The 25,885-nt window shown below is 62.8% G+C and carries 26 protein-coding genes; 9 read left to right on the forward strand and 17 right to left on the reverse strand.

Annotated elements, in window-relative coordinates:
- Nucleotides 1–69 precede the first annotated feature (69 nt).
- Entirely contained in the window at nucleotides 70–513 is a 444-nt protein-coding gene (locus DT070_RS09965; protein ID WP_194965934.1) for a VOC family protein, read from the reverse strand.
- 123 nt (nucleotides 514–636) lie between these two features.
- On the opposite strand from DT070_RS09965, the gene DT070_RS09970 reads away from it, so the two are divergent.
- Together DT070_RS09970 and DT070_RS09975 are read left to right on the forward strand one after the other, a co-directional pair.
- On the forward strand, nucleotides 637–1,512 hold the full coding sequence (locus DT070_RS09970) for a LysR substrate-binding domain-containing protein (RefSeq protein WP_122955254.1): 876 nt from the start codon (nucleotides 637–639) through the stop codon (nucleotides 1,510–1,512).
- 66 nt (nucleotides 1,513–1,578) lie between these two features.
- Nucleotides 1,579–1,983, forward strand: a complete 405-nt coding sequence (locus DT070_RS09975) for a DoxX family protein (RefSeq protein WP_122955255.1) — start codon at nucleotides 1,579–1,581, stop codon at nucleotides 1,981–1,983.
- Nucleotides 1,984–2,033: 50 nt separating this feature from the next.
- On the opposite strand, the gene sigJ is transcribed toward DT070_RS09975, so the two are convergent.
- From sigJ to DT070_RS09990, 3 genes are all read right to left on the reverse strand, one after another.
- Entirely contained in the window at nucleotides 2,034–2,930 is an 897-nt protein-coding gene (gene sigJ / locus DT070_RS09980; RefSeq protein WP_122955256.1) for an RNA polymerase sigma factor SigJ, read from the reverse strand.
- A 28-nt stretch (nucleotides 2,931–2,958) separates the two neighbouring features.
- Nucleotides 2,959–3,420 carry a carboxymuconolactone decarboxylase family protein gene (locus tag DT070_RS09985; RefSeq protein ID WP_122955257.1) on the reverse strand — a complete coding sequence of 154 codons (462 nt, stop codon included), beginning with the start codon at nucleotides 3,418–3,420 and terminating at the stop codon, nucleotides 2,959–2,961.
- Between the two features lie 229 nt (nucleotides 3,421–3,649).
- Entirely contained in the window at nucleotides 3,650–4,456 is an 807-nt protein-coding gene (locus DT070_RS09990; RefSeq protein WP_122955258.1) for an isocitrate lyase/phosphoenolpyruvate mutase family protein, read from the reverse strand.
- Nucleotides 4,457–4,786: 330 nt separating this feature from the next.
- On the opposite strand from DT070_RS09990, the gene DT070_RS09995 reads away from it, so the two are divergent.
- Both DT070_RS09995 and queC read left to right on the forward strand, forming a co-directional pair.
- The gene (locus DT070_RS09995) at nucleotides 4,787–5,965 is read left to right on the forward strand and encodes a fumarylacetoacetate hydrolase family protein (protein ID WP_122955259.1); all 1,179 of its coding nucleotides are present in this window, start codon (nucleotides 4,787–4,789) and stop codon (nucleotides 5,963–5,965) included.
- Nucleotides 5,966–5,986: 21 nt separating this feature from the next.
- Nucleotides 5,987–6,718 carry a 7-cyano-7-deazaguanine synthase QueC gene (gene queC / locus DT070_RS10000; protein WP_122955260.1) on the forward strand — a complete coding sequence of 244 codons (732 nt, stop codon included), beginning with the start codon at nucleotides 5,987–5,989 and terminating at the stop codon, nucleotides 6,716–6,718.
- Here the strand turns inward: queC and DT070_RS10005 are convergent.
- The 9 genes from DT070_RS10005 to ilvA form a co-directional block, all read right to left on the reverse strand.
- Nucleotides 6,691–7,017, reverse strand: a complete 327-nt coding sequence (locus DT070_RS10005) for an antibiotic biosynthesis monooxygenase (protein WP_122955261.1) — start codon at nucleotides 7,015–7,017, stop codon at nucleotides 6,691–6,693. The genes queC and DT070_RS10005 overlap by 28 nt on opposite strands.
- Nucleotides 7,018–7,051: 34 nt before the next feature.
- Nucleotides 7,052–8,677: an MFS transporter gene (locus DT070_RS10010; protein ID WP_122955262.1), complete on the reverse strand. Its 1,626-nt coding sequence runs from the start codon at nucleotides 8,675–8,677 to the stop codon at nucleotides 7,052–7,054.
- An 11-nt stretch (nucleotides 8,678–8,688) separates the two neighbouring features.
- The gene (locus DT070_RS10015) at nucleotides 8,689–10,551 is read right to left on the reverse strand and encodes an ABC transporter ATP-binding protein/permease (RefSeq protein ID WP_122955263.1); all 1,863 of its coding nucleotides are present in this window, start codon (nucleotides 10,549–10,551) and stop codon (nucleotides 8,689–8,691) included.
- 25 nt (nucleotides 10,552–10,576) lie between these two features.
- Nucleotides 10,577–11,545, reverse strand: a complete 969-nt coding sequence (locus tag DT070_RS10020) for a 5'-nucleotidase (RefSeq protein ID WP_122955264.1) — start codon at nucleotides 11,543–11,545, stop codon at nucleotides 10,577–10,579.
- 172 nt (nucleotides 11,546–11,717) lie between these two features.
- Nucleotides 11,718–12,266, reverse strand: a complete 549-nt coding sequence (locus DT070_RS10025) for a histidine phosphatase family protein (protein ID WP_122955265.1) — start codon at nucleotides 12,264–12,266, stop codon at nucleotides 11,718–11,720.
- A gap of 13 nt (nucleotides 12,267–12,279) precedes the next feature.
- Nucleotides 12,280–13,134 (reverse strand): adenosylcobinamide-GDP ribazoletransferase, encoded by an 855-nt coding sequence (locus DT070_RS10030; RefSeq protein WP_122955266.1) that lies wholly within the window; start codon nucleotides 13,132–13,134, stop codon nucleotides 12,280–12,282.
- A gap of 16 nt (nucleotides 13,135–13,150) precedes the next feature.
- Complete coding sequence (gene cobT, locus DT070_RS10035) at nucleotides 13,151–14,212, reverse strand: nicotinate-nucleotide--dimethylbenzimidazole phosphoribosyltransferase (RefSeq protein WP_122955267.1); 1,062 nt, start codon at nucleotides 14,210–14,212, stop codon at nucleotides 13,151–13,153.
- Nucleotides 14,169–14,432 (reverse strand): cysteine-rich CWC family protein, encoded by a 264-nt coding sequence (locus tag DT070_RS10040; RefSeq protein WP_122955268.1) that lies wholly within the window; start codon nucleotides 14,430–14,432, stop codon nucleotides 14,169–14,171. Before DT070_RS10040 ends, cobT begins: the two co-directional genes overlap by 44 nt.
- A gap of 27 nt (nucleotides 14,433–14,459) precedes the next feature.
- Nucleotides 14,460–16,073, reverse strand: a complete 1,614-nt coding sequence (ilvA, locus tag DT070_RS10045) for a threonine ammonia-lyase, biosynthetic (protein ID WP_228778528.1) — start codon at nucleotides 16,071–16,073, stop codon at nucleotides 14,460–14,462.
- Nucleotides 16,074–16,328: 255 nt separating this feature from the next.
- Between ilvA and DT070_RS10050 the strand changes: the two genes are divergently transcribed.
- On the forward strand, nucleotides 16,329–16,787 hold the full coding sequence (locus DT070_RS10050; protein ID WP_122955269.1) for an OsmC family protein: 459 nt from the start codon (nucleotides 16,329–16,331) through the stop codon (nucleotides 16,785–16,787).
- Nucleotides 16,788–16,899: 112 nt separating this feature from the next.
- Here DT070_RS10050 and coq7 read toward each other — a convergent pair whose 3' ends face one another.
- A complete protein-coding gene (gene coq7, locus DT070_RS10055) occupies nucleotides 16,900–17,529 on the reverse strand; it encodes a 2-polyprenyl-3-methyl-6-methoxy-1,4-benzoquinone monooxygenase (protein ID WP_122955270.1) in 630 nt (209 codons plus the stop codon).
- A gap of 106 nt (nucleotides 17,530–17,635) precedes the next feature.
- Nucleotides 17,636–18,967: a porin gene (locus DT070_RS10060; protein WP_122955271.1), complete on the reverse strand. Its 1,332-nt coding sequence runs from the start codon at nucleotides 18,965–18,967 to the stop codon at nucleotides 17,636–17,638.
- A gap of 760 nt (nucleotides 18,968–19,727) precedes the next feature.
- Here DT070_RS10060 and DT070_RS10065 point away from each other — a divergent pair.
- Together DT070_RS10065 and DT070_RS10070 are read left to right on the forward strand one after the other, a co-directional pair.
- Nucleotides 19,728–20,783 (forward strand): porin, encoded by a 1,056-nt coding sequence (locus DT070_RS10065; protein ID WP_240642561.1) that lies wholly within the window; start codon nucleotides 19,728–19,730, stop codon nucleotides 20,781–20,783.
- A gap of 365 nt (nucleotides 20,784–21,148) precedes the next feature.
- Entirely contained in the window at nucleotides 21,149–22,321 is a 1,173-nt protein-coding gene (locus DT070_RS10070) for a porin (RefSeq protein WP_122955273.1), read from the forward strand.
- A gap of 36 nt (nucleotides 22,322–22,357) precedes the next feature.
- Here DT070_RS10070 and DT070_RS21305 read toward each other — a convergent pair whose 3' ends face one another.
- Nucleotides 22,358–22,543, reverse strand: coding sequence for a hypothetical protein (locus tag DT070_RS21305; RefSeq protein WP_153976400.1), 186 nt, complete (start codon nucleotides 22,541–22,543; stop codon nucleotides 22,358–22,360).
- On the opposite strand from DT070_RS21305, the gene DT070_RS10075 reads away from it, so the two are divergent.
- Together DT070_RS10075 and DT070_RS10080 are read left to right on the forward strand one after the other, a co-directional pair.
- On the forward strand, nucleotides 22,542–23,459 hold the full coding sequence (locus DT070_RS10075) for a DUF3047 domain-containing protein (protein ID WP_122957346.1): 918 nt from the start codon (nucleotides 22,542–22,544) through the stop codon (nucleotides 23,457–23,459). The genes DT070_RS21305 and DT070_RS10075 overlap by 2 nt on opposite strands.
- 34 nt (nucleotides 23,460–23,493) lie before the next feature.
- A complete protein-coding gene (locus DT070_RS10080; protein WP_228778527.1) occupies nucleotides 23,494–24,855 on the forward strand; it encodes a M20 aminoacylase family protein in 1,362 nt (453 codons plus the stop codon).
- A gap of 101 nt (nucleotides 24,856–24,956) precedes the next feature.
- On the opposite strand, the gene DT070_RS10085 is transcribed toward DT070_RS10080, so the two are convergent.
- Nucleotides 24,957–25,802: a MurR/RpiR family transcriptional regulator gene (locus DT070_RS10085; RefSeq protein ID WP_122957348.1), complete on the reverse strand. Its 846-nt coding sequence runs from the start codon at nucleotides 25,800–25,802 to the stop codon at nucleotides 24,957–24,959.
- Between the last annotated feature and the right edge of the window lie 83 nt (nucleotides 25,803–25,885).

Consider the following 25,885-nt stretch of genomic DNA (forward strand, 5'->3'; position numbering starts at 1 on the left):
CCACCGCCTTTCGGGCATAAAAAAGCGGGCCTGGCGCCCGCTCCTGTTTCTCTTGTTATTCCTTTTGCCTTACTTGGCAAAGAGGTTGTCCAGCGACGCAAAAGCCTTGAACTCGATCGCGTTGCCCGAGGGATCCAGAAAGAACATCGTCGCCTGCTCGCCGGGCTCGCCCTTGAAGCGCACATAGGGCTCGATCACAAACTTGGTCCCGCCCGCTTTCAGCCGCGCGGCCAGCGTGTCCCATTGCTCCAGCGACAGAATGGCGCCGAAGTGGCGCACCGGCACGTTGTGCCCGTCAACCGCGCTGGTCTCTTTGTGGCCGCATTCGTCCGGCGCCAGGTGGGCGACGATCTGGTGGCCGTAGAAGTTGAAGTCCACCCACTCCGGTGAGCTGCGTCCTTCCGAACACCCGAGCAACTCACCATAAAACTTGCGCGCTGCAGCCAGGTCGTGCACCGGGAAGGCGAGGTGGAAAGGGGGCATGGTGGCTTGGGGGGTGGTGGCCGTGGTCATCGTGGGTCCTCGAGGGGTGAATCTGCAGAAAGAAGCCTGAACTTTAGGTGGTTTGTGAGATTCTGAAAAACGATATATATTGAATCTGAGTAACAACAATATCGATGAATTGATGAATCCGTTTTGATCACCGAACTGAAAACCTTTATTGCCGTGGTGAGAGACGGGAGCTTCTCCGCCGCGGGCGAACGCATAGGCCTCACCCAATCGGCCGTCAGCAGCCAGATCAAACGGCTCGAAGAGTCCCTGGGCTTTGAACTGTTTGACCGCACCCGCCGCGCCGCAGTGCTCAATGCCCACGGCAGCCAGACGCTGGCGCGCGCCGAAGAAATCGTCGCCCTCTACGACAAGCTGGGCGAGCCGCCCGCAGGCGTTGACGTCGCCGGCACGCTGCGTATAGGCGCCATCGCCTCCGCGCAATCGGCCCTGCTGCCCAAAGCCCTGGCCGCCATGCGCCGCAAACACCCCAAGCTGCGCCTGAACATCGTCCCCGGCGTTTCCATGCGATTGATGGACCAACTTGACGCAGGCGAGATCGACGCCGCCATCATGATCCGCCCACCCTTCGGCATCCTGCCCGAGATGGCTTGGCAAGCCCTCGTCTCAGAACCCTTCATGCTGCTGGTGCCCGAAAGCGTCAAAGGCCGCGACTGGCGCAAGATCCTGGCCTCGCATCCCTTCCTCAGGTACGAACGCACCTCCTTCGGCGGCCGTCTGGTGTCACGCTTCCTGCGCGACGCCAACATCACCGTGCAGGAAGCCGTCGAGCTCGACGAGATCGCCGGCCTGATGAACATGGTGTCGGAAGGCCTGGGCGTAGCGCTGGTGCCCATGGTCGAGGCCTACCTGCCGATGCCGCCCTCGGTGCGGGCGATTTCGTTGGGGGAGGAGACGTTCTATCGGGAGATTGGGGTGCTGCATCGGGGGAAGAGGCAGGCGTTGCCGGTGGTCGGGGAGTTGGCGCAGTGTTTGCGGGACGCGGTGGCTGTAAGCCGGTAGTGGCCTGGTTGGATTGAACTTTTCCAGGCCGAGCCCCTCAGACTCCCTTTCAACGGAGGGACCCCCATGGCTTTTGCCCAAAACGCTCAACTGACTTCACGCGCCTTGTCGGTGCTTCGCATTGTTTCTGCTTATTTGTTGATTCAGCATGGCACGGCCAAGCTGTTTGGGTTTCCTCATGTGGCGTATTTCGACAACCTGCAGGTGGTGTCGCTGGTTGGGTTTGCCGGGATTCTTGAAGTGGTTGGCGGTTTGCTGCTGTTGATCGGTTTGTTCACGCGCCCTGTGGCGTTTGTGTTGTCGGGCTTGTTGGCGTTTGCCTATTTCATCGGCCATGCGTCCAAGGGCTTTGTGGCGGCCCCTATGCTGAACGGCGGCGAGTCGGCTGTGTTGTTCTGCTTTGTGTTTTTGTTCTTTGCCGCAGCGGGCGGCGGTGCGTGGAGTGTGGACGCGCTTCGTTCGCGCAAGTAATCAAGACATCCATTTAAGCCGGTGCATCCTTTGTGGGTGCGCCGGCTTTTTCACGCCAGTGCCTCAGGCCCGAAGGCCAGCCCGTCGAGCTTGTCGGGGTTGCGCATGACGTAGATGTTGGTGGCCTTACCTTCGTCGTTGTAGGCAAAAGTGATGGCGGCGGCGATCTCGCCGGTGCTGGTGCGCAGCTGGATGGCACGGCCGCCGTTGATCTCGCAGGGCACCCATTCGTAAGCGGCCCAGTAGCGTGCCAGTTGCGTGGAGATGAGGGTGAGCACGCTGCCCAAGCCCCGCACCACGCCTTCGAAAGATGCGACCTTGCCGCCGCTGTCGGCGCACACGGCGATGTCGTCTGAGAGCAAACTCGCCAGCGCCTCGGTGCTGCCGGCGGTGATGGCTTCGCGAAAGGCGATGAGCAGGTCGTCCTGCACCTTGGGCGCCGTCACGTGCCGCACCTTGCCCTGGGCGATGTTGGTGCTGGCGCGTGACACCAGCTTGCGGCAGGCGGCTTCTTCCATGTCCAGCATTTCGGCCACTTCGGCGTACGGCGTTTCAAAAATCTCGTGCAGCAAGTAAGCCGCGCGCTCTTTGGGCGTGAGGCGTTCGAGCAGCAGCAAAAACGCCATGCTCAGCGACGAGGCCAGCAGCGCATGCGTTTCGGGCGTGTCTTCCGTCTGCGTGTGGATGGGTTCGGGCAGCCAGGTGCCGACATAGTCGACCCGGCTGCGCTGGGCGTCGCGCAGCATGTCGATGCAATGCCGCGTGCAGATGGCGGTGAGCCAGGCAGCGGGTGTGGCGATGCTGGCGTGGTCGGCGGCCAGCCATTTGATGAAGACGTCCTGCACGGCGTCTTCGGCATCGGCCCGCGAGCCGAGGATGCGGTAGGCCAAGCCGAACAGGTGCCTGCGCCTTTCTTCAAACACGGCGGTGGGGTTGATGCTTGTCATGATGCGTAAACCTTGATCTGACGCTTGCTCAGTGTGCCGAGACCTGGATGCGGTTCCAGAGGTTGATCATGCCGATGTTAGCGGTCAGCGTACCGATTTCCTTGTCGGTGAATGAGGCACGCAGGCGGCCGCGCAGGCTGGCGTAGTCGGTCTTGTGGTCGAGTGTGGTCAGGGCTTCCGTCCAGGCCAGTGCGGCTTTCTCGGCTTCGCTGAAGTCGTTGACGTGGGCCCAGACGACGAGGCGGTCCAGCCTGTCTTGCGTTTCGCCGTCTTCACGGGCTTCGCGCAGGTGCATCTTCACGCAGAAGGCGCAGCCGTTGATCTGCGAGGCACGCAGGTGCACCAGGTGCTGGAGCTTTTTGTCCAGGCCCTGGGCGGCGATGGTTTCACTGACCTTGAGCAGGGTGGGGAGGACTTCAGGAATGGCCAGGTCGATGCGGACGGGGGCGGTGTTGGCAGAGGTGGCAGAGGTGGCAGTAGCGGTGCTCATGGTGTTTCCTTTAAAGGTGTTCAAAAGTTGGGTGTCACACCGTATTGACGATCCAGCGTTTGCGTTTGTGACGCGGCCACCCAAAAAAGACCAAAAAAACGGGGAAGAAAACAAAAAATCGCCTGACCCGCAAAGGGGTCCAGGCGATTTTTGCTATGTTTTTAATAGCTACTTGTGCAGATGGATAAAGGGCTGGAGGCCAATTTTGCTTGTAAATTGATTTTGTGCTTCAGCGTGGTGAGCTCAGCAAGGTGTTCATCGCGGAGTAGTCCAGCTTGTCCCCCAGCAGCGGCGCCAGGTCCTGTTTGAGCAAAGCCTCGACGCTGGTGCGGGCGTGCTCATACGCCACCTGGAAGGGCGCCGGCCCGACGCTGACCCGGCGCGCACCAGCAGCCTGCAGCGCGCCGATGGGAGGCAACCCGGGCATGGCCATCACGTTCAGCGGCAGGCTGATGGCGGCGGTGATTTCCGTCACCTCGGGCAGGGCCGTGAGGCCGGGCACAAAGGCGCCGTCGGCACCGGCTTGCTGGTAGAGCTTCAGCCGTTCGACACTGGCCTGGGCCGGTGTGCCCTCGACCTTGAGCTTGCGCAGGTAGACGTCGGTGCGGGCATTGATAAACAGCGGCGCGCCTTTGAGGGCGCTGCGTATCGCCTTGATCTTGTCGGCCAGCAAGTCCGGGGCGCCGCTGCCGTCTTCGAGGTTGATACCTGCCGCACCCACGGCGACCAGCTCGGCGGCCAGGCGGCCCACCTCGGCGGGGCTGTCGCTGTAGCCGTCTTCCATGTCGACCGTCAGCGGCACGCGCAGGACGCGGGTGATGCGGGCGACGGCGTCCAGCAGCTCGTCGGGCGGCAAGGCGCCGCCGTCGGCATAACCGCAGGCCCAGGCGAGCGACGCACTGCTGGTGGCCACGGCCCTGGCGCCGGAGGCCTCAAAAATTTTGGCGCTGGCCGCGTCCCAGGCATTGGGCAGCAGCAGGATGGCGTTCGGCGCCTGGTGGAGTTGGGCGAACTGTTGGTGGTGTTGGGTTTGCATGGCGGCTCCGTTGTGATGGCTGGATTGGAATCGGGCCGCACAGCTTAGCAAGCCGGGCAAAAACTGCCCGCCGGTTTCGGACCTTTCCTGCCCTATATATCCGTATCTGCTTGCGTGGCACCGGGGGGAAGCTCGGGCTGACCGGCCGGGCATCCGGTTCTGCTATGAATTCAATAGCTGGTGACCCGGCAGCCGATTGGGCTGGAGGCCTATTTTGTTGATGAATTTGTGGGGTATGGGCTCCCCCTGTAGTATTGGCGGCTTCACCGTTTCGGCGGTCCCGCCCTTCTGTAACTCCTTCCCAACCCCTTCCCAACCCCTTCCAGACCCATGAATAAAAACCTCAGCCTTGCCGCCGCCCTGCCTGTTGATGCCGCCAACGCCTTGCTGGTCGGCCGTGTGTGGGTGGAAGGCACCGGCCCCGTGCTGGCGCTGGTGCGCCCCGAGGGCGTGTTTGACCTGTCCGCCGTGGCGCCCACTGCCAGCCAGTTGCTGGAATTGCCCGGTGTGGCCAAGGCCGTTCGTGCCGCCTTGCCTTCGTTGCCGCGCCTGGCTGGCACGGCCGAGGTGCTGGCCAATTCTGCGGCGGATGCGCAAGACACCAAGCTGCCCTGGCTGCTCGCGCCGTGCGACCTGCAGGCGCTGAAAGCTTCTGGCGTGACCTTTGTCGAATCGATGCTGGAGCGTGTGATCGAAGAGCAGGCGGGCGGCGATGCCAGCAAGGCTGAAGACGCGCGCAAGGCCGTGGTCGCGGTGATCGGCGAGAACCTGGGCAAGATCAAGCCGGGCTCACCCGAAGCCGCCAAACTGAAAGACGTGCTGATCGCGCAGGGCATGTGGTCGCAGTACCTGGAAGTGGGCATCGGCCCCGACGCCGAAATTTTTACCAAGAGTCAGCCCATGAGCGCGGTCGGCACCGGCGCCGAAGTGGGCATACACCCGGGCAGCGACTGGAACAACCCCGAGCCGGAGATCGTGCTGGCCGTGAACTCGCGCGGCGAGACGGTGGGCGCCGCACTGGGCAACGACGTCAACCTGCGCGACTTTGAAGGCCGCAGCGCACTGCTGCTGGGCAAGGCCAAGGACAACAACGCTTCCTGCGCCATCGGCCCTTTCATCCGCCTGCTGGATGAGCACTTCACCATCGACGATGTGCGCAAGAGCGACCTGAGCATCACCGTGACCGGCCCCGAGGGTTTTGAGATGAAGGGTGGAAGCTCCCTCAGCAAGATCAGCCGCGACCCGCTGGACCTGGTGGCCCAGGCCATTGGCGACAACCACCAGTACCCCGACGGCTTCATGCTGTTCCTCGGCACCATGTTTGCGCCCACACAAGACCGCCACGGCCCCGGCCAGGGCTTTACCCATGTGGTGGGCGACATCGTAACGGTGGCCACGCCGCAACTGGGCAGCCTGGTGAACCGCGTCACCACCTCCGACAAGGCCGCGCCGTGGACCTTCGGCATTTCGGCGCTGATGAAAAGCCTGGCCAAGCGCGGCCTTCTTTAAGGGCTGTTGAAGGTTCAGCCCATGCACACTTCCGCTCTCGTTTTATTCTCCGGCGGCCAGGATTCGACCACCTGCCTGGCGCAGGCGCTGTCCAAATACGAACGCGTCGAAACCGTCGCCTTTGACTACGGCCAGCGCCACAAGGTCGAGCTGGATGCACGCCTGAATGTGCTGCGCGAAATCAAGGCGCAGTTTCCGCAGTGGGCGCACAAGATCGGCGAAGACCATTTGCTCGACCTGGCGGTGCTGGGCCAGGTCAGCGACACCTCGCTCACGCGCGACGTGGCCTTCAAGATGGAAAGCTCAGGCCTGCCCAATACCTTTGTGCCTGGGCGCAACCTGCTCTTCCTCACGCTGGCCGCCGCGCTGGCGTACCGGCGTGATTTGCAGGTGCTGGTGACCGGCGTATGTGAAACCGATTTTTCGGGCTACCCCGATTGCCGCGACGACACCATGAAGGCCATGCAACTGGCGCTGTCGCTGGGCATGGACAAGCGCTTTTTGATTGAAACCCCGCTGATGTGGATAGACAAGGCCGACACCTGGCGGCTGGCGCATGAGGTCGGTGAAAAATCAGGCGTTCCCCATGGCGGCGAGGCGCTGGTGAACCTGATCGTGGAGCACACGCATACCTGCTACCTGGGTGACCGGGTGCACCGGCATGCCTGGGGCTATGGGTGTGGGACGTGCCCGGCTTGCGAGCTGCGCGCGCGCGGGTATGCAGGCTATGCAGACGGGCTGTCGAAACCATAATCGCGCTCGACCTTCGCGATTCTGGTTTTGTACTGCGTGTACCAGTCGCTGCGCCCGGTTTGCTGTGCCACCAGATGCTCTGCATTCATCTTCCAGGCCTTGATGGACGCCAGATCTTGCCAGTAGCTCACGGTAATACCCACGCCCTCGCGGGCTGATTCGACTCCCAGAAAACCCGGCTGTTTTGCGGCAAGCTCGACCATGCGGTCGGCCATCTCGCCGTAACCGTTGTCGCCTTCGGTGCGCAATGAGGTGAAGATAACCGCGTAATACGGGGCTGGGGGTGTGGCTGCAATCACAGGGTTCTCCGTGGTGGGGGTTGAAAAAATGCTGCTAGCTTCGGCCGGGTGCCTCGACCACGCTGCGAGTGACTAATGGCGGCTCCTCGCCGAGGTGAAATCCGAGCTTGCGCTCCCGCAACGACACATCGCTGGCCGTCACACGGTCAAAGCGGCGCAGGTGTTCCGTCCATGACTCGTCAATGATCTGCTCGATGTAGTGGCCGGGCTTGTTCACGTCGCGCAACAGCTCCCATTCGAGCGCGCCCTGGCGCAGGCGGCTGCGGCGGCTTTCCTGCATCACGGCGCGAAAACCGTCGGCGCGCGCCGGGTCGATCTGGTAGTGAATCATCACCACCACGCGGCCTGCGCCGGGCGGTGCGTCGGTCACCGGGGCCTTGAATTCGCGTGAGGGCGTCAGGTCTTCCTCGATGCTGAGGTCGGACACCACATATTGCGCCACCAGCATGACCACCGCGCCGCTGGCTGCGGCCATGAGCAAGCCGGTGGGCACGCTCGTGAGCGTGGCCGCATGGCCCCAGATGGCGGCGCCCGCGGCGCTGGCGCCCATGATGGCCATCTGGTACATCGACATGCCGCGCGCGCGCACCCAGTCGGGCAACGCCAGCTGGGCCGACACGCTCAGCGAATTGGCGCAGGTGATCCAGGCCATGCCGTTGAGCACCATGGCCGGCACCGCCACATACACATTGGGCGCAAAGGCCATGACGGCCATGGAAGCCGACTGCAGCAGCGTGGCACGCATCACCAGCACGTCGCGCGGCATCATCTGGCGCAGGCGCGGCAGGTTGAGCGCGGCGACGATGGCGCCCGCGCCCATGGAGGCCAGCAGCAGCGTGAAGGTGCCGGCGTCCCCGCCGCCGCCGTGCAGGCCGCGCGCCACCAGCGGCAGCATCGCCAGCAAGGCGGTGGAGTGGAAAAAGAAGATGGAGATGCGCAGCAGCACCGCACGCAGGCGCGCCGACTGGCCGACGTACTGCAGGCCGACACGCATGGCGCTGACCAGTCGCTCGCGCCCGAGCGGGCTGGGCGCGTGGTCGCGCCGCCAGCGCATGATGACAAAGCCGGAGATCACCGACAGCACCGCGTTGAGCACGAACACGTATTCGGTGCCGGCGCCGGCGATCAGCGCGCCCGCCACCAGCGGGCCGACGATGCGCGAGGCATTCATGGACACACCGTTGAGCGCCAGCGCCGCCGGCAGCTGCACGCGCGGCACCAGTTCCGGCACGATGGCCGAGAACACCGGCCAGCGCATCGCCAGGCCCACGCCGTTGGCGAAAGTGAGCGCCAGCAGCAGTGCGGGCGTCATCACGTCGGCGATCACGGCGATGCACAGCAGTGTGGCCACGCCGGCCACCCAGAACTGCGTCATGATGAAGTAGCGCCGGCGGTCCAGGATGTCGGCCAGCGCGCCGCTAGGCAGGCCCAGCAAAAACACCGGAAGGGTAGAGGCCGTTTGCACCAGCGCCACCCAGAGGGGCGAGGTGGTCATCGAGGTCATCATCCACGCGGCCGCCACGTCGTTCATCCACATGCAGATGTTGGCGACCAGCCAGGTGCTCCACAGCATGCGGAACACCGGGCGCCGGATGGGCGCCCAGGCGGCGAGGTCGGCCGTGCTGGGCGGCGGCGGGGACGGGCTGGCTTCTTCGGGCATTCAGGGTGTCTTCAGCGTTCTTGGGGACGTGCACTTTCGGCCAGGCTGTACAGCGCCGGCGCGCCCTCGGGCTGCTTTTCAAACGCCCACACCTTGCCGTGAAACGCGGCCACGTTGGGCCGGTGGGCGATGGAGACGATGCTGCCGTGCATGGCCTTGACGTGCGCGAGCAGCTTTTCGTACAGGGTTTTCTCGGCGGCTTCGTCCAGCGCGCTGGTCGCCTCGTCGGCAAAAATCCAGGTGGGTTTTTTCAGCAGCACGCGGGCAATCGCCAGGCGCTGTTGTTCGCCGCCTGAAAGCTTCTGGCTCCAGGCGTCCTTGTCGTCCAGCCTGCCCGTCAATTGGGGCAGCAGTGCGTCGGTCAATGCCTGCTTGAGCGCATCGTCGCTGTACTGCGTGGCGGGCTGCGGGTAGGCCAACGCGTCGCGCAGGCTGCCGTCAGGGAAGTAGGGGCGCTGCGGAATGAACATCACATCCTGCGGCAGCTGCGTCTGGCCTTTGGCAAAGGGCCAGATGCCGGCGAGGGCGCGGAACAGGGTGGACTTGCCGCTGCCCGACGGGCCTTTGACCAGAATGCTCTCGCCGGGGCCGGCGCGCAGCGAGACGCCACTGACCAGCGTGGCGCCCGTGGGCAGGTTCAGGCTCAGGCCGCCGGCCGCCAGGGTGTCTGCGCCGGCCAGCGGGTTGGCCGTGTTTGCTATCGAATTAATAGCTGCTTGTGCTTGCCCCTCCTGGGCTACAGCCGCAATATGGTCTTCAAAACTGGTCAGGCGGTCCGTCGTGGCGCGCCAGGCGGCCAGGCTGGAGTAGTTGTCGACCAGCCAGCTCAAGGAGTCCTGCACGCGGCCGAAGGCCGACGAGATCTGGATCAACTCGCCGAGCTGGATGGCGCCGCTGAAGAAACGCGGCGCCGCCACGATAAAGGGAAACACGACGGCGGCCTGGCCGAAGAAGTTGGTGAACCAGACCAGGTTTTTCTGCTTCTTGATGAGCGTGAGGTAGTTGCCGAGCACGGCTGAAAAGCGGGTGTCGAGCTGAACGCGCTCCACCGATTCGCCCTTGTCGAGTGCGATGGATTCGCTGTACTCGCGCACGCGCACCATGTGGTGCCGGAAGTCGGCCTCATAGCGTTGCTGCAGGAAGTTGAGCCTGATCTGCGGGCGGCCGATGTAGTGCGTGATGATGCTGCCGACGGCGCAGTAGAGCACCGCCATCCAGACCATAAAACCGGGGATGCTGTAGCTGGTGCCGCCCAGGGTGAAGGCAAAGGCGCCCGAGAGCGTCCACAAAATGCCGACAAAACTGACCAGCGTGACCACCGCGTTCAGAAGGCCCATGCTCAGTGAAATGCTGTAGGTGGTGAAAAGGTTGATGTCTTCCTGAATGCGCTGGTCCGGGTTGTCCGGCGTGTTGACGCTGCCGGTCTCACCGTGGGCGCTGTTGCTGGCCGCTGAAAAGCGCGCCAGCTCCAGTTTGTAAAACGCGTTGCCAGACAGCCAGCGCTGCAGGTAGTGCGCCGTCATCCACGCGCGCCAGCGCACTTCCAGCAGCTGCGTGAGGTAGAAGCGGTATACCGCGATGATGATGAAAGCAAAAGCCAGGTAGGTGAAGCGGCCCAGCTGTGTCCAGAAGACGGGCTGGTCCTTGTTCTGCAGGGCGTCGTAGAAGACGCGGTTCCAGTCGTTGAGCTGCACCAGCATGTAAACCGCCGCCAGGTTCAGCAGCACGATGGCCAGCAGCATGCCGCGGGCCTTCCATTTGTCTTCCGACCTGAAGTAGGGCGCCGACAAGGCCCAGACGCGCGAGCAAAAGAGCTTGAAGGCGCTGAACTTTGCGAGCAGGCCGGAGGGGGGAGTTGTGCTTGTTTCAGTCATGGCGTGCGCTTTGTTGTTGTGGGGTTCAGGACAGTTGATTCGAAACACCACTGGCCACATGGCCCGAAGGCACATGCTCCGCGGCGGAACTCACGTGGCCGGTCTGGTCGTCAAAGAAGAAGTCGGGCTCGAACTCGCGCAGGAATTCGCCTTTGGCCAGGCCGCCGAGGAACATGGCTTCATCAACCTCGATGTTCCAGTCCATCAGCGTGCGGATGGCGCGTTCATGCGCGGGCGCGCTGCGCGCCGTGACCAGCGCCGTGCGTATGCGCATGCGCGAGGTGCCGACCTGCTGCAGGCGGTGCAAGGCTTCCAGCAAAGGCTTGAACGGCCCGGCCAGCAGCGGCTGTGTGGCCTTGTCGCGCTCGTGCGCCTGGAAGGCTGACAGGCCCTCGGCCTGGAAGACGCGCTCGGCCTCGTCGGAGAACAGCACCGCGTCGCCGTCAAAGGCGATGCGTACTTCGTTGGGGTGCGCATCGCTGGCCCGCACCGAATGCGGGTAGACCTGTGCTGCCGGCACGCCCGCCAGCAGGGCGTCGCGCACATCGCTGAGGTGGGCCGACAAAAACAGGTTGGCGTGCAGCGGCTTGAGGTAGCGCCAGGGCGCTTCGCCGCGGTTGAAGGTACCGCGCTGGATGTTCAGGCCGTAGTGCTGGGCCGAGCGGAACACCCGCATGCCCGAGACAGGGTCGTTGCGCGAGAGGATCACGACTTCGACGCGCTGCGCGGGCGCGGCCGGGCTGGCAGCCTCGCCCGCGCTTTCGGGCGCTTCGTTAAACGCCAGCAATTTCTTGACGAGTGAGAACGCCACGCCGGGCTTGGCCGGAACGTCCAGGCGTTCGAGCTGCAGCTTCATGTAGGCCGCATCCTTTTTGGTGCCGGGCGGCGGCTCGGCCGTCATGCCGGTTTCAAAAACCTGGTTTTCTTCTTCAAAGTCAAACAGCGCGCGTGACGAGATCGCCACCACGAGCTGACCATCCAGAGTTGCTGCCATTGTTTGATGCCTTTTTGTTGTCAGGTCGCTTGGGGATATTGCTTCTTCACGCTGATCGCTCGGGCGCGGCAACACACCAGCAGACGCCGCGGAACTGGCTTTGCCAGGCCGCAAGCGTCGCCCCCTGCAAGGGGGGAAGGTGCTACGCGAAGCGAGCATCCGACGGGGATGTTCATAAAAGCTCCAGTTTGCACCATTGTCCGTATGCGGGTGCGCTAATCGGCCACTCGTCAGCCCTGGTGATCTGACGCTGGCCGCGTGCAATCAGTTCCGTAGCGCGTATGACACCGGCATGCGTGATCCACAGCGTGTCGCCAGGGCCTTGCAGTTCATCAAAGGCCGAGGCCACACGCGCCATCACCTGCAGGGTGCTCTCGCCGTGGCCACCGACCGCATGGTGCGCAAAGCTGTCAGTCCAGGCTTGCAGATCGGCGGGCGCGATGTCCTGCCAGGCGCGGCCTTCCCAACTGCCGAAGTCCATCTCCTGCAGGCGTGGGTCGGTTTTATAAGCCAAATCGGGCTGTAGCCCGCACAGCGCCTTGGCCAGCTGCTCACATCTTTGTAGCGGGGAACTGATGATGCGGACGCCGGCGGGGAGTATTTCAGCCAGCGCCCGGGCGCATTCAGCGGTTGCGTCATGGTCGGCCGCCATGTCTTGCCGGCCGTAGCACATGCCGGGTTCAACCAAAGGCGTTGCATGGCGGACCAGCCAGAGTTTCATGGCTTGATGGCGGTCATAGGCTGATGGCGAGGCCCAGGTAGAACGCGATTTCACAAACCTGTTGTGTGGCGCCCAGGCAGTCGCCGGTAAAGCCTTGAAGCCGTCGCTTGAAGAGCCTGCCCATCCATAGCAGCGCCAGCATGGCAAAGCTGCAGGCGACGACCAGGTTCAGGGCGTCGAGCGCCAGCGTGGCCAGGGCCAGAACGCCCAGGCACCAGGCGAATCCAACCCACAAGCTGCCCGGCGCGATCTGGTCGGCCAGCGGCTTGGATTTGGATGACGCGGTGTCGCCCACATGCGGCAGCAAATAAATCAGCAGCAGCGGCAGGCCGCGTGAGACGACATGGCCGGTCATCAGCGCGGCGCACACATACCAGGTGGCAAAGGGGGCCTCTTCCCATTCGCCCCAGCCGGTCGGCAAGCCTTCCACCGAGCCGAGGATGGCCAGCAGCGAGACCTTGCACAGCACGGCCAGCACCAGCGCCATGGCGCCGAAGGCCCCGACGCGCGAGTCTTTCATGATCTGCAGCGCGCGGTCCCTGTCGTAGCTGCCGCCCAGGCCGTCGGCCACGTCGGCCAGGCCGTCTTCATGAAAGCCGCCCGTGAGCAGCACGGTAGCAGCGGTGGAAAACGCTGCGGCCACCAGCGGCGTGTAGGTGGTGTCGGGCAGCATGGCCTGGAACAGCGCATAGGTTGCAGCCGCCACAGCGCCGGCCAGGATGCCCACCCCCGGAAAGTGCCCGGCGCTGGCGCGCAGCAGCTCGGGGCTGTAGCCCACCCATTCGGCCAGCCGCCCGGTGACGGGGATGCGGGTGAAGAACTGCACGGCGAGCAGGTACTCGCGCACAAACTGGGTGATGGCGGTCATGCGGCGTCCACGTGACTTACGTGCCTTCTTTGCCGCTCACACCGGCGGATTCAAAGCTGGCCATCTCGTTGAGGAAACCGGCCGCCGACTGCACCAGCGGCCAGGCCAGCAGCGCGCCCGTGCCTTCGCCCAAGCGAAGATCCAGCGCCAGCAGCGGCTGCGCTTTGAGGTGGGCCAACAGCAGGCGGTGGCCGTGTTCATTGCCCTGGTGGCAAAACACCAGGTAGTCCTGCACGGCAGGTGCCAGCGCGCGCGCCATCAGCGCGGCCGCGCCGGCGATAAAGCCGTCGACCAGCACGACGCGGCGCTCACTCGCAGCCTGCAGCATGGCCCCAGCCATCATGGCGATCTCAAATCCGCCCAGCGCGGCCAGCACATCCAGCGGCTGCGTCGCGCCGGCATGGCGGACCAGCGCGGCGGCGAGCACCCGGCGCTTGTGCGCGAGCTGCACGTCATCCAGGCCGGTGCCGCGGCCGGTGGCGTCGTCAATGCTGACGCCCGCCAGGCGCGCAAACAGCAGCGCCGCGGCGGAGGTGTTGGCAATGCCCATTTCGCCGAAGGCCACCACGTTGCCGGGCAGGTTTTGCACGATGTCCATGCCGGCCTGCAGTGCGGCTTGCGCTTGTGCGGGCGTCATGGCGGCTTCGTTGGCGATGTTGCGGGTGCCGTGTGCGATCTTGCGCTGCAGCAGTTGTGGGTGTACGGGCAAGTCAGCGGCCACACCGGCGTCAGCCACCTGCAATACAAAACCATGCTGGCGCGCAAATACATTGATGGCGGCGCCGCCGGCCAGCATGTTGCCCACCATCTGCACCGTGACGGCCTGCGGAAAGGCCGACACGCCTTCGTCGGCAATGCCGTGGTCGGCGGCGAACACCACCATTTGCGGCTCGCGCAGCGTGACGGTGTCGCTCTGCTGGATCAGGCCCAGCTGCAGCGCCAGGCTTTCAAGACGGCCCAGCGCGCCCAGCGGCTTGGTCTTGTGGTCGATCTTGTGCCGCAGCTTTGCCTCGAGCGAGGCGTTGGCGGTGCGCTCAATCGCGGGCAGGTGGGTTGGCGGAAAGTCGGGTGCGTTCATCGGTGATTTGTTTCAGGCAGGCGGGGCAAAAGCACGACAGTGCGCTGCCTTCCGGTTGCAAGGTTCTTTCGGAGGGCACCGGCATGACGTGCGGCAGCTTGACGCACCAGCACTCCGCATCGCCCGCCACCATCCCGCAGCGCAGGCCGGCGCCGCAGCGTGGGCACACCGAGGTGTTGGCCAGAGCGGGTGTGGATGGGGCTGCGGCCTGCGGGCTCATGGCGTGTGGGGCGGCTCAGCTTTGCAGTCAGCTTTGCAGGAAGAGGCGGTAGACAGGGTTCTCGGTTTCTTCCACGTGCGGGTAGCCCAGCGTGTCGAGGAATTCCTTGAAGGCCTTGTTGTCGGCCTTGGGCACCTGCAGGCCCACCAGGATGCGGCCGTAGTCGGCGCCCTGGTTGCGGTAATGGAAGAGGCTGATGTTCCAGCCCGGCCGCATGTTGGAGAGAAACTTCATCAGCGCGCCGGGGCGCTCAGGGAAGATAAAGCGCAGCAAGCGCTCGTCTTTGGACAACGCGCTGTGCCCGCCCACCATGTGGCGGATGTGTTCCTTGGCGAGCTCGTCGTGTGTCAGGTCCAGCGCCTTGAAACCGTGGCGTGAAAAATTCGCCGCGATCTTGCTGCTCTCGCCCTTGGCGGAAGTCGTCAGGCCCACAAAGACATGGGCTTTGGCGTCGTCGTTGATGCGGTAGTTGAACTCGGTCACGCTGCGTGGGCCGCCGGGCAGGTCGCCGATCACTTCGCAAAAACGCCGGAAGCTGCCGCGTTCTTCAGGGATCGTCACGGCGAACAGGGCTTCGCGCTCTTCGCCGACTTCGGCGCGCTCGGCGACAAAGCGCAGGCGGTCAAAATTCATGTTGGCGCCGCACAAAATGGCGGCGTAGGTTTCGCCCTTGGTCTTGTGGCTGGCCACGTATTGCTTGATGGCGGCCACGGCCATCGCGCCGGAGGGCTCGACGATGCTGCGTGTGTCGACAAAAATATCCTTGATGGCGGCGCAGACCGCGTCGGTGTCGACGGTGATGAATTCATCGACAAGCTCGCGGCTGATGCGGAAGGTTTCTTCACCCACCAGCTTGACGGCGGTGCCGTCGGCAAAAAGGCCGACGTCGCTCAGGGTCACGCGTTTGTTGGCGGTGACCGACTGCATCATCGCGTCGGAGTCGTTCATCTGCACGCCGATGACCTTGATCTCGGGCCGCACGGCCTTGATGTAGTTGGCCACGCCGGAGATGAGCCCGCCGCCGCCGATGGCCACAAACACCGCATCCAGCCGGCTGGAGCCCAGGGTTTGCAGCTGCATGAGGATTTCCATCGCGATCGTGCCCTGCCCGGCGATGACATCGGGATCGTCGAACGGGTGCACAAAGGTCAGGCCCTTTTTTTTCTCGAGCTCCACGGCGTGGCCGTAGGCGTCTGAATAGCTGTCGCCGTGCAGCACGACCTCGCCGCCCCAGGCGCGCACGGCGTCGACCTTGAGCTGCGGCGTGGTGGTAGGCATGACGATGACGGCGCGCGTGCCGAGCTTTTGCGCACTGAGGGCGACGCCCTGGGCGTGGTTGCCGGCCGAGGCGCAGATCACGCCTTTCTTGAGCTGGGCCGGGCTCAGGTGCGCCATCTTGTTGTAGGCGCCGCGCAGCTTGAAGCTGAACACCGGCTGCTGGTCTTCACGCTTGAGCAGCACCGTGTTCTTCAGGCGCAGGCCCAGGTTTTTGGCGGGTTCGAGGTTGGATTCCACCGCCACGTCGTAAACCCGTGCCGTCAAAATCTTTTTCAGGTAGTCGGCGGGCTGCAGCGGTTTGCCGGAAGGCTTGGATGCGGCGGGTTGGGGGCGGCGTGGGGCGGGTTGGGTCGGTGTTGGCATGTTTTTCTCGCAGCCTGACATCATAGTGGGGCAAGAAAAAAGGCCCAGACTTTGCAGTCTGGGCCTGTAAATCCACCCTTAGAGGAGGTGGAGGAGACAACCGGTGCAACCAATACCTTGCGATGCGGAAGGCATCTGATTGGTGCGATGATTTCAGTATAGCGTGGTGATGTTGCGCTGCACAATATTCTGTGGCGAGAATTCGACATTTTTCACGGTTTTAGTTATTAATTTTATGCATAAGGAGTGAAGTTTATGGAATGCACGGTGAGCTGGACAGGCAACGGTGCCACGACAGGGTCTCCCTCCAGCATGAGTTTTCTGGCCGAAACCGGCAGCGGCCACACGCTGATGATGGACGGCGCACCCGATGCGGACAAACCGGAGAACGGCGGCGCCAACCTGGCGCCCAGGCCCATGGAAACGGTGCTGGCAGGCGCCGGTGGCTGCACAGCCTACGACGTGGTGCTGATCCTCAAGCGCGGCCGCCAGGATGTGCGGACCTGCTCGGTAAAGCTGAGCGCCGAAAGGGCGCCCGTGGACCCGAAAGTCTTCACCAAGATCCATATGCATTTTGTGGTGACGGGGCGCAACCTGGCTGTCGGCGTGGTCGAGCGCGCCATCAACATGAGCCACGACAAATACTGCTCGGCGACCATCATGCTGGCGAAAACCGCAGAGATCACCACGACTTTTGAGGTGATCGAGGTTTAAGGTATTTTTGGCCCCTAGCCCATATGGATAATGGGCTTTTAGCTATTAATTCGATAGCAGATTGATCTGCAGCCCGGTTCGGGCTCCACCAGCTTCACCGGCGTTGCAGGCTTCAGAGGTAATGCGCCGTCGTCGTCATGACGCGCGCCGCCGAGCGCATGAGGGCCTTGACGGGCGCAGGCAGCTGCAGCGCTCCGGCCTGCTCGGCCTCGCGTGCGTGCAGGGCTTCGTCGTCTTTCATTTGCGCCACGATGGCGCGCGACTCGTGGTCACCCTGGGGCAGGCGCTCGAGGTGGCCGGCCAGGTGCTGCTCGACCTGGCGCTCCGTCTCGACGACAAAACCCAGGCTCAGGCGGTCGCCCAGGCGGCTGGCCACCAGCCCCAGGCCGAAGGCGCCGGCATACCAGAGCGGATTGAGCAGGGAAGGGCGGGCGCCCAGCTCGTCCAGCCGGGCTTTGGTCCAGGCCAGGTGGTCGCCTTCTTCGCGGCTGGCCTGCAGGAAATGCTCGCGCAGCACCGGGTCACGGGTGCCCAGCGCCTGGGCCGCGTACAGGGCCTGCGCGCAGACCTCTCCCACGTGGTTGACCCGCATCAGTGCGCCTGACAACGCCTTGTCCTGCAGGGCGAGCTCGGTTTTTTCACTGGGCACGGTCGGGCACGGCCGGCTGGCGTGCGGGGTGGCAAAGAGGGTGCGCAATGCGCCGTCGGCGGCGTTCAGCGCGGTGTCGAGTGCGGTGGTCATGGCCCCATGTTAGCGCCGGACCTGCAGCAAGGGAACGCCCATGAAAAAAGCCCCCGTAAGGAGGCTTTTGACGGAAGGCCCGGAATGAATCCGGGGCCAGTTGTCATCAGAACGTGTGGCGAATGCCCAGTGCCAGGTTGGTGGAACCGACGCCGGCGTCAGAGGTCACGCCACCGAGGAAGCCATTGCCGCCAGGAGCAGCCTGGGCCTGGTTCTTGTTGCTGAAGCGGGTCAGCACAGCATTCAGGCTGGTGCGCTTGGACAAGGCGTAGCTGTAACGAACGCCGTAGGACGACGTATCGTTGTTGGCAGCTTTCTTGTCGTCGTAGCGGCTGTATGCCACCACCACGGTGTGGACACCGCTGTTCAGGCGATAACCGACGTGCATCAGGTTGGCATCCTGCTTCAGGCCGTTGATCAGGCCAGCCTGGATCGTCGGGGCAACTGGTGCGAGGGCCGCGTTGGCCGCGATCAGGGCAGCGGAAACGCCGGACAAACCGGTGGGGTTTTCATCTTTCACGGTGGCAAACTGGCCATACAGAGCGCCAGGGCCGATGTCCACAGAAGCGCCAATCACGTTGTTGGTCAGGGATTTCTGGCCCAGTTCGTTGTTGCGTGCATTATGGCCAATACCAACGCCCCAGCCGTCGGCCTTGTACATGGCCATCGCGCCGTAAAAACGGCCTGCCGAATTGCCGGCGCCTGCGACTTCACCCGCGCCGTACATCAGGGCGGCGGTCAGGCCTTCCAGCTTGATACCGTACTGGATGGTATTGCTCAGGCGAATGTCAAACGCTGGCGGGAAGCTGGCCACCTGGCCGGCCGCGAGGCTGGACTCGGTCTGCGAAGCGTCGAACGAAGCGCCAATGATGTAGGCCGGCGTGTACTGGCGGCCCAGTGTGAAAGCACCGAACGGCGTGATCAGGCCGGCGAAAGCCTGGCGGTCAAACAGGTTGCCGGCGGTGTTCACGCCGATGCTGGAGCCCAGGCCCGCAGCGGTGCTGGGGGTGCCTGCTGCATTGCCGTAGGCTGCAACGTTCAGCGCGGTTTGCAGGGTGCCGCGGGTAAGCGCGGGCAGCAACGCGAAAGGCACGCCGTTCACGGTGGGCAGCAACAGGTTGGCTTGCGCCAGGCGGTCAGGCAACTGGCCGCCCGAAGGAGCGCGGTTGGTGACGGAGCCGGTGTCGAGTTCGAAGCGGTTTTCAAGGGTGAAGATGGCCTTGTAGCCGCCGCCGATGTCTTCCGTGCCGCGAAGACCGAACCTGGAGCCTTCGATGATGCCGCTGGCGAGCTGGTTGACGGTGCCTTGCTTCAGGCCGGTCACACGGTTGTAGCCGCCGTCAAGAACGCCGTAGACGGTCACGGTGCTTTGCGCCATGGCGGCCGAGGCGGACAAAAGTCCCATGATCGCAGTTGCAACGAGGGTCAGTTTTTTCATGGAGTCTCCAGGAGTTTTAATTAATAAACGAAACGCTATAAACAGGAATCTTGACGCCTGTCTTTACCCTGCAGGCCATCTCTGTGAAGGGAAGATTAATGGTGATGCTGTGACCCGTAAAGAGTGCCACTACCGGGGGTATCACTTTTGCGACAGGGGAAAACCCGAGGTTTTTGCCCGTGGCGCAGCGCACTGAAAATCACCGTGAAAGCCCCGCATTTGCCTGGCGCTCCCTCTGGTGCGATGGCGTGGCTGCCTCGGCGAAGAGCGGTTTGAATGCAGTTTGGTGGCGGGCAAACCTTGCCTAGGGCTTCATCTCTATTTTTCACCCTGCGTGGTAAGCGAGCCACATCCCGCCGGCGCCAAGCCGCAGATTCGCCGGCGGATGCACGCAGTCGGCGGTTTTTTGTTGCCGCACTCAGGGCGATGGATGAAAAACATGAGTTATTGCGGGGATCGTTTTCACCAAGACGATGCATCTACGTCCAAAACGCGCCATTTGGGTGTGGTCCGCATGCACCAAAAAAAGACATTCGCCCGAACAAAGGCCTCAAGCACACGAAATCACGGTCGCGCGAAGGTTGGACAGGAGGGGCTGTCGTTAGTCGCCAACACTTGGGTATGAAAGTTGCTAATGGAGCGATAAGGGCGTCCTGTGATTTGTGACGGCTTGGTTAAATCGCCCCCAAGGGCCAAACCAGAGGGCCCTTAAAAAAGAGTTCCATAACTTGTTTTCCCACCTTTTTGGAGATTTTTAATGATGAAGAAAAGCCTAGTTGCCCTGGCAGTGCTGGCCGTTTCCGGCGTGGCTTCTGCGCAGTCCACCGTCACCATCTACGGCCTTGTCGACGCCTGGATCGGTAACGTGAAGGACAACAACATCAGCCAGACCGGCGTGAACGTTCCCCACCCTTTCTCCGCTAGCGGCGGCGGCCTGCAGACCAGCCGTTTCGGCCTGAAGGGTTCGGAAGACCTCGGTGGCGGCCTGAAAGCCAACTTCCTGCTGGAAGCCGGCTTTGACCCCAGCACCGGCGCTGCCAACAACTACACCAACCCCTTCACGAATGCGACGTCCACCGCTGTCTTCGGCCGTCAGGCCTGGGTTGGCTTTTCCGGCGGCTTTGGTGAGCTGAAGCTCGGCAAAATGTGGACCCCTTACGACATGGTCAAGGGCTCCGGTTCCGCCAACTTCGACTCGCTCCTGTTTGCACCTTCCACCAGCGTGTGGGCCAGCAACAGCTACCAGGACCGTCCAGGCAACTCGGTGTACTACGAGACCCCTAACGTCGGTGGTTTCAGCGCTGCTGCCATGTACAGCTTCGGTGAAAACAAGACCGCCGCTGTCAGCGCCGGCAAAATCGTTGGTTTCAACGTTGCCTACGCCAACGGCCCCATCGGTGCTTCCTTGGCTTACCAGAGCGAAAAAGCCAATGGCAACGCCACTGCGATCAAGTACACGCAGCTGAACGGCTCCTATGACTTCGGCGTGGTCAAGCTGCTCGGCGCTTACGGTAACGTGAAGAACGGCACCACCCCTATCACCGGCGTGGCAGCAGACAAGAGCAAGGAATACCAGATCGGTCTGGACTTCCCTGTCTCCAGCGCTCTGACGCTGTCCGGCGGCTATGCCCGCTCCAAGAGCACGCTGCTGGCCGGCGCTCCTGACCTGAAGCGCACCGGCTACGGTGTGGCAGCCCTCTATGCGCTGTCCAAGCGTTCGAACCTGTACGCTGGCATTCAAACGGCCAAGGAAACCGGCGGCGCTACCGAGCGCAAGACCAGCACCTACGGCGTTGGCATTCGCCACACGTTCTAATCCGGGGTTGATCTGAACCGCTGTTAAACCCGCCTTGTGCGGGTTCGAAAAAAGCCGCTTCACGAAGCGGCTTTTTTTTATGGAATCGGCTGAAATCGGGCCCACAAAGCCGGATTTCAGCAAGCGGGAGCTCCTTGTTTTTGCGGGCGTTGTTTCTTTTCCACGTGCATCGCCTGTTTTGTGGTTTGACTACAACGGGTTGGCTGTTTTTTCGGGCATTCCTTTGCGAATTGAAGCCCAGTCTGGTGCAATAGACCCAACTTCCCGAAAGGGGGTTGGCCCGGGTCTCTGGTGGAGCCACGAAGACGCAAGTCCGAAGTAGCCCCCGTGCCGGAGCCCTATGTTTAACCTTGGAGAAACTCTCAATGAAAAAGACCCTTATCGCTTTGGCCGCACTCGGCGCGATGGCTGGTGCAGCACAAGCTCAGTCGACCGTGACCATCTACGGCTTGCTCGACGCTAACTTCGGTAGCTTCAAAACCAACGTGGCAGGTGCTGGTGCACAAGCCGGTACGATCCAGAGCGTTACCCAGACCAAAATTGACTCCGGCGGCCTGAACGGTTCGCGTTGGGGCATTCGCTTCAGCGAAGACCTCGGTGGCGGCCTGGCTGTTATCGGTAACCTCGAAAGCGGTATCAACCTCGACGCAGGTTCTTCCGCTCAAGGCGGCCTGCTGTTTGGCCGTCGCGCCAACGTCGGTTTCTCCAGCGGTTGGGGCACCTTGACCATCGGTCGCAACTCCAGCTCCTACGACGACGTGGCCAACAGCCACAGCACGATGGCTGGTACGCTTTTCGACCCATCCAACGTGAACAACGGCGCAGCTGCCTCCACTGGCCAGTTCGTTCAGCAAGCTTCCGGCGCGATTCTGCCAACCGCTGCTGCAGGCCTGACCCTGCTGCAACGTGAAGGCCGTAGCTGGGTTGGTTACAACACGCGTTTCAACAACAGCGTGAAGTACAACACCCCTAACTTCGGTGGCTTCACCGGTTCGTTCATGTACTCGTTCGGCGAAGACAAGACCACGGCCAACAACGCCAGCAAGACCGTTTCTGCAAACCTGCAGTACGCAAATGGTCCTCTGGTTGTCCTGGGCGGCTACCAGTCTGAAGCAGCTGTCAACACTGTGACCGCTACTGGCAAGCCAGCTCTGGAAAACTCGCTGATCGGCGCTACGTACGACTTCGGCGTGGTTAAGGTTGGTGCTGGTTTCAACCGTGCCAAGTACAAAGACGCTGTGACCCTGATCGGTGGCGGCACGGGTTCCTTGGCAGCTCAGAAAGAATGGAGCTTGACCGCTGCTATTCCTCTCGGTGCTACCACCCTGAGCGCAGGTTACGCACAATCCAAGGGTGACGATCTGGGCAAGGCTACCGGCTACGGTATCCAGGCTCTGTACTCCCTGAGCAAGCGCTCCACGCTGTACACCGGCGTGCTGAGCACCAAGGGCTTCGACAAGGTTGTGGCTGCAGCTCCTGCTGGCTCCAACATTGGTCGCACCACGACCTTCGCTGTTGGCCTGCGCCACACGTTCTAATTTGAAGCTGGCTTAACGCCAGTTTCTTATGAAGAATCAAAAGCCGCCCCGGGGTAACCCGAGGCGGCTTTTTTTATGACTTGAATACGTGTGAAATTCACCGGATTTCTGAAACCTTTCCTGTGTGCGCTGCGTTAGGGATATGGCATCCCTGATTTGTCCTTCTGCCTGCAGGGCGCACTCAAGTAATGTTTCCCACCGGGCTTTGGCTGTTTTTTTCATGACGCTGTCTCCATCTCATTTTTCTGTGCGTTTACTCCGCCCGTTAGCGCTTGTCGCTTGCGTGACCGTGCTTACGGCCTGTGCGGGCATAGAGACTTCCGCACCCACTGACAACCTGGATGTGCACTGGACTTCGGCGTCGCCGGAAAATTTAAACCCGAACTCGGACCTGAATCCAGATCGAAATAAAAACGCAGCGATGGTGAAGTGGCTGCACTGCGCATTTCCCGGAAAAAAATCGACGCACTATCGCGCCGTGCGGCTTGACGGGCGCGATGCCGTTCTGAGCGAGTCCGACAGTTCCGCCAGCATGTTGCGGCAGAACCTTCGCGTGGAGCCGGCGAACCTGGGCCAGCTCAGCTTCTCCTGGAAGGTGCCCAAGATGATCCCCGGCGCCGACATGACCCAGCGCGACAGCGACGACTCACCGGTGCGCGTGGTGCTCGCCTTTGACGGCGATCGCACCAAATTTTCCGCAAAGAACGCCATGCTGTCCGAGCTGGCACTGGCGTTGACGGGGGAGCCTTTGCCGTATGCCACCCTCATGTATGTGTGGGGCTCGCACAGCGCGCCTGAAAGCGTGATCATCAACACACGCACCGACCGCATTCGCAAGGTCGTCATTGAGTCCGGCCCCGCCCGGCTGGGCCGCTGGCTCGACTACGAACGTGATGTTCGTGCCGACTATGAAAAAGCATTTGGCGAAGCGCCCGGTGCGCTCGTCGGCATTGCCATCATGACCGACTCCGACAACACGCGGCAGCAAGCCAAGGCCTGGTACGGCCCCCTCAGCCTGGTGAAAAAGCCGCGCGATGTGCTGGCGACTTCAGCCGCGCCGTCAATGACCGCCGTGTCGGCTATGTCGGGGTTGGATTCGCAAGTCCCTGAATTTGCACCGCCATTCCTTCAAGACTAGTATTTCAATCAGTCGAACCCAGGATTTCATTGACATGCGTGCTGCGGCCACCACCCCAAGCCTTTCGAGCCTTCCAGGCCATCCGTCCAACGAAACCGCGGCAGCAGCAGCAGACGCCGCAAGCCAGGGCCACCCGGCCCCGCTGCGCGCCAGCGGCCGTGCTTTCGCACAGATCGCGCAATACCACCCCGAACTGACAGCCTTCCGGCGCGACCTGCACGCGCACCCTGAGCTCGGCTTTGAAGAGGTCTACACCTCCAGCCGCGTGGTGCATGCGCTCAAGCTGTGCGGTGTCGATGAAGTGCACACCGGTGTGGGCAAGACCGGCGTGGTGGCCGTCATCAAAGGCCAGCAGCCCGGCAAACCCGTCGGTACGAGCGGCGTCAGGCCCATGGTGGGCCTGCGGGCCGACATGGATGCATTGCCCATGACGGAGCACAACGAGTTCGGCTGGAAGTCGTCCAAGACCGGGCTGATGCACGGCTGCGGCCACGACGGCCACACCACCATGCTGGTGGGCGCCGCACGTTACCTGGCCGAGACGCGCAACTTTGCCGGCGACGCGGTGCTGGTCTTCCAGCCCGCAGAAGAAGGCCGCGGCGGGGCCGACGCGATGATCAAGGACGGGCTGTTCGAGCGCTTTCCGGTGCAGGCCATTTACGCCATGCACAACTGGCCCGCGATGCGGCCCGGCACCATCGGCATCAATCCCGGGCCCATGATGGCCGCGGCCGACCGCATCACCATTGAAGTGACCGGCAAGGGCGGCCACGGCGCGCATGCTTACCTGACGGTGGACCCGGTGCTGGTGGCCGCTCACATCATTACCGCCGTGCAAAGCATTGTGTCGCGCAACGTGAAGGCCATGGACAACGCGGTGATCAGCATCTGCGCCGTACGCGCGGGTGAGCTCGGCGCCATGAGCGTGGTGCCCGAAACCGCCACGCTGGTGGGTACGGTGCGCACCTTCAGGCCCGATGTGCAAGACCTTGTCGAGCGGCGCCTCAAGGAGTTGTGCGCGGCGGTGGCTCAGGGCTTCGGCGCCACTGCGACTGTGAAGTATGAACGCATTTACCCCGCCACCATCAATTCACCGGCCGAATACACGCTGGCCACCGCCGTGGCCGACCAGCTTGTGGGCGCGGAAAACGTGGTGCGCAACCTCGAACCCAGCATGGGCTCGGAAGATTTTTCCTTCATGCTCAGGGTCAAACCCGGCGCCTACCTGCGCCTGGGCCAGGGCGAACAATTGCCCGACGGCAAGGGCGGCACGGTCGGCGGCGTGGGCAGCCGCTTCCTGCACAACAGCTGCTATGACTTCAATGACAGCGTTTTGCCGCTCGGCTCTGCGTTGTTTGCGGGGATTGTGGAGCGCTCGCTGCCGCTGGCCGCATAAGCTATCTGCTATTGATTTAATAGCGTATCACCAAGGCGGTGATTGGGCTGGAGCCCGATTTTGCTTAAAAACCTGACGATTGAAGCTGAGGCGCCACCGTCTCAGGCATAACGTTTGTTGCGCAGGTTGTTTTTCATTTCCTTGAGCAGCGGCTGCAGCTTGACGCCGATGCGCAGCGCCACGCAGGTGGCCAGGATGTCGATGATCATCAAATGCATGAGGCGCGACACCATGGGGCTGTAGCGGTCATAACCTTCGGGGTGGTCGGCCGCCAGGTGGATGTTGCCGGCCGCGGCCAGCGGCGAGCCGGTGACCGTGATCACGATGGTGGTCGCGCCGTTCTTGCGGGCAATGTCGCAGGCGTCCATCAAATCGCGTGTGCGGCCCGAGTTGGAAATCACCACCACGCAGTCGCCTGGGCCCAGCAAGGACGCACTCATCACCTGCATGTGGCCGTCGCTGTAGGCAATGCTGGTAATGCCCAGCCGGAAGAACTTGTGCTGCGCGTCCTGCGCCACGATGCCCGAGTTGCCCACGCCGAAAAACTCAATGCGTTTGCCGGTGTTGTAGGTGTTCAGCAGCGCGTCGGCAGCCCGCTCAATAGCGACCGAACTCGCGTCGTTTCGGTACTTCAAAAACGCCGCCACGGTGTTGTCGATCACCTTGACCATCACGTCGCCGGTCTTGTCGTCGGCGTCCACGCTGCGGTGGATAAAGGGCACGCCCTCACTCACGCTGCCCGCCAGCTTGAGCTTGAAATCGGACAGGCCGTCATAACCCATGCTGCGGCAAAACCGCACCACGGTCGGTTTGCTCACATGCGACCGGCTCGCCAGCTCGGTGATCGGCAAGTTGGCAAATGCACGGGGATCGGACAGGACCAGGCGGCCGACGCGTTGCTCTGCTGGCGCCAGCGAAGGTAACGAGGCTTTAATTCGATCAAGCATGGAAGTGGCCCCCACGGTCGTTCACTACGTGTAACTCCCTGCCCCCCGAGGGGGCCGCCCCGCCTGCGGCCCGGCAAAGCCGG

The sequence above is a fragment of the Polaromonas sp. SP1 genome (assembly GCF_003711205.1).
Taxonomy (GTDB): domain Bacteria; phylum Pseudomonadota; class Gammaproteobacteria; order Burkholderiales; family Burkholderiaceae_C; genus Polaromonas.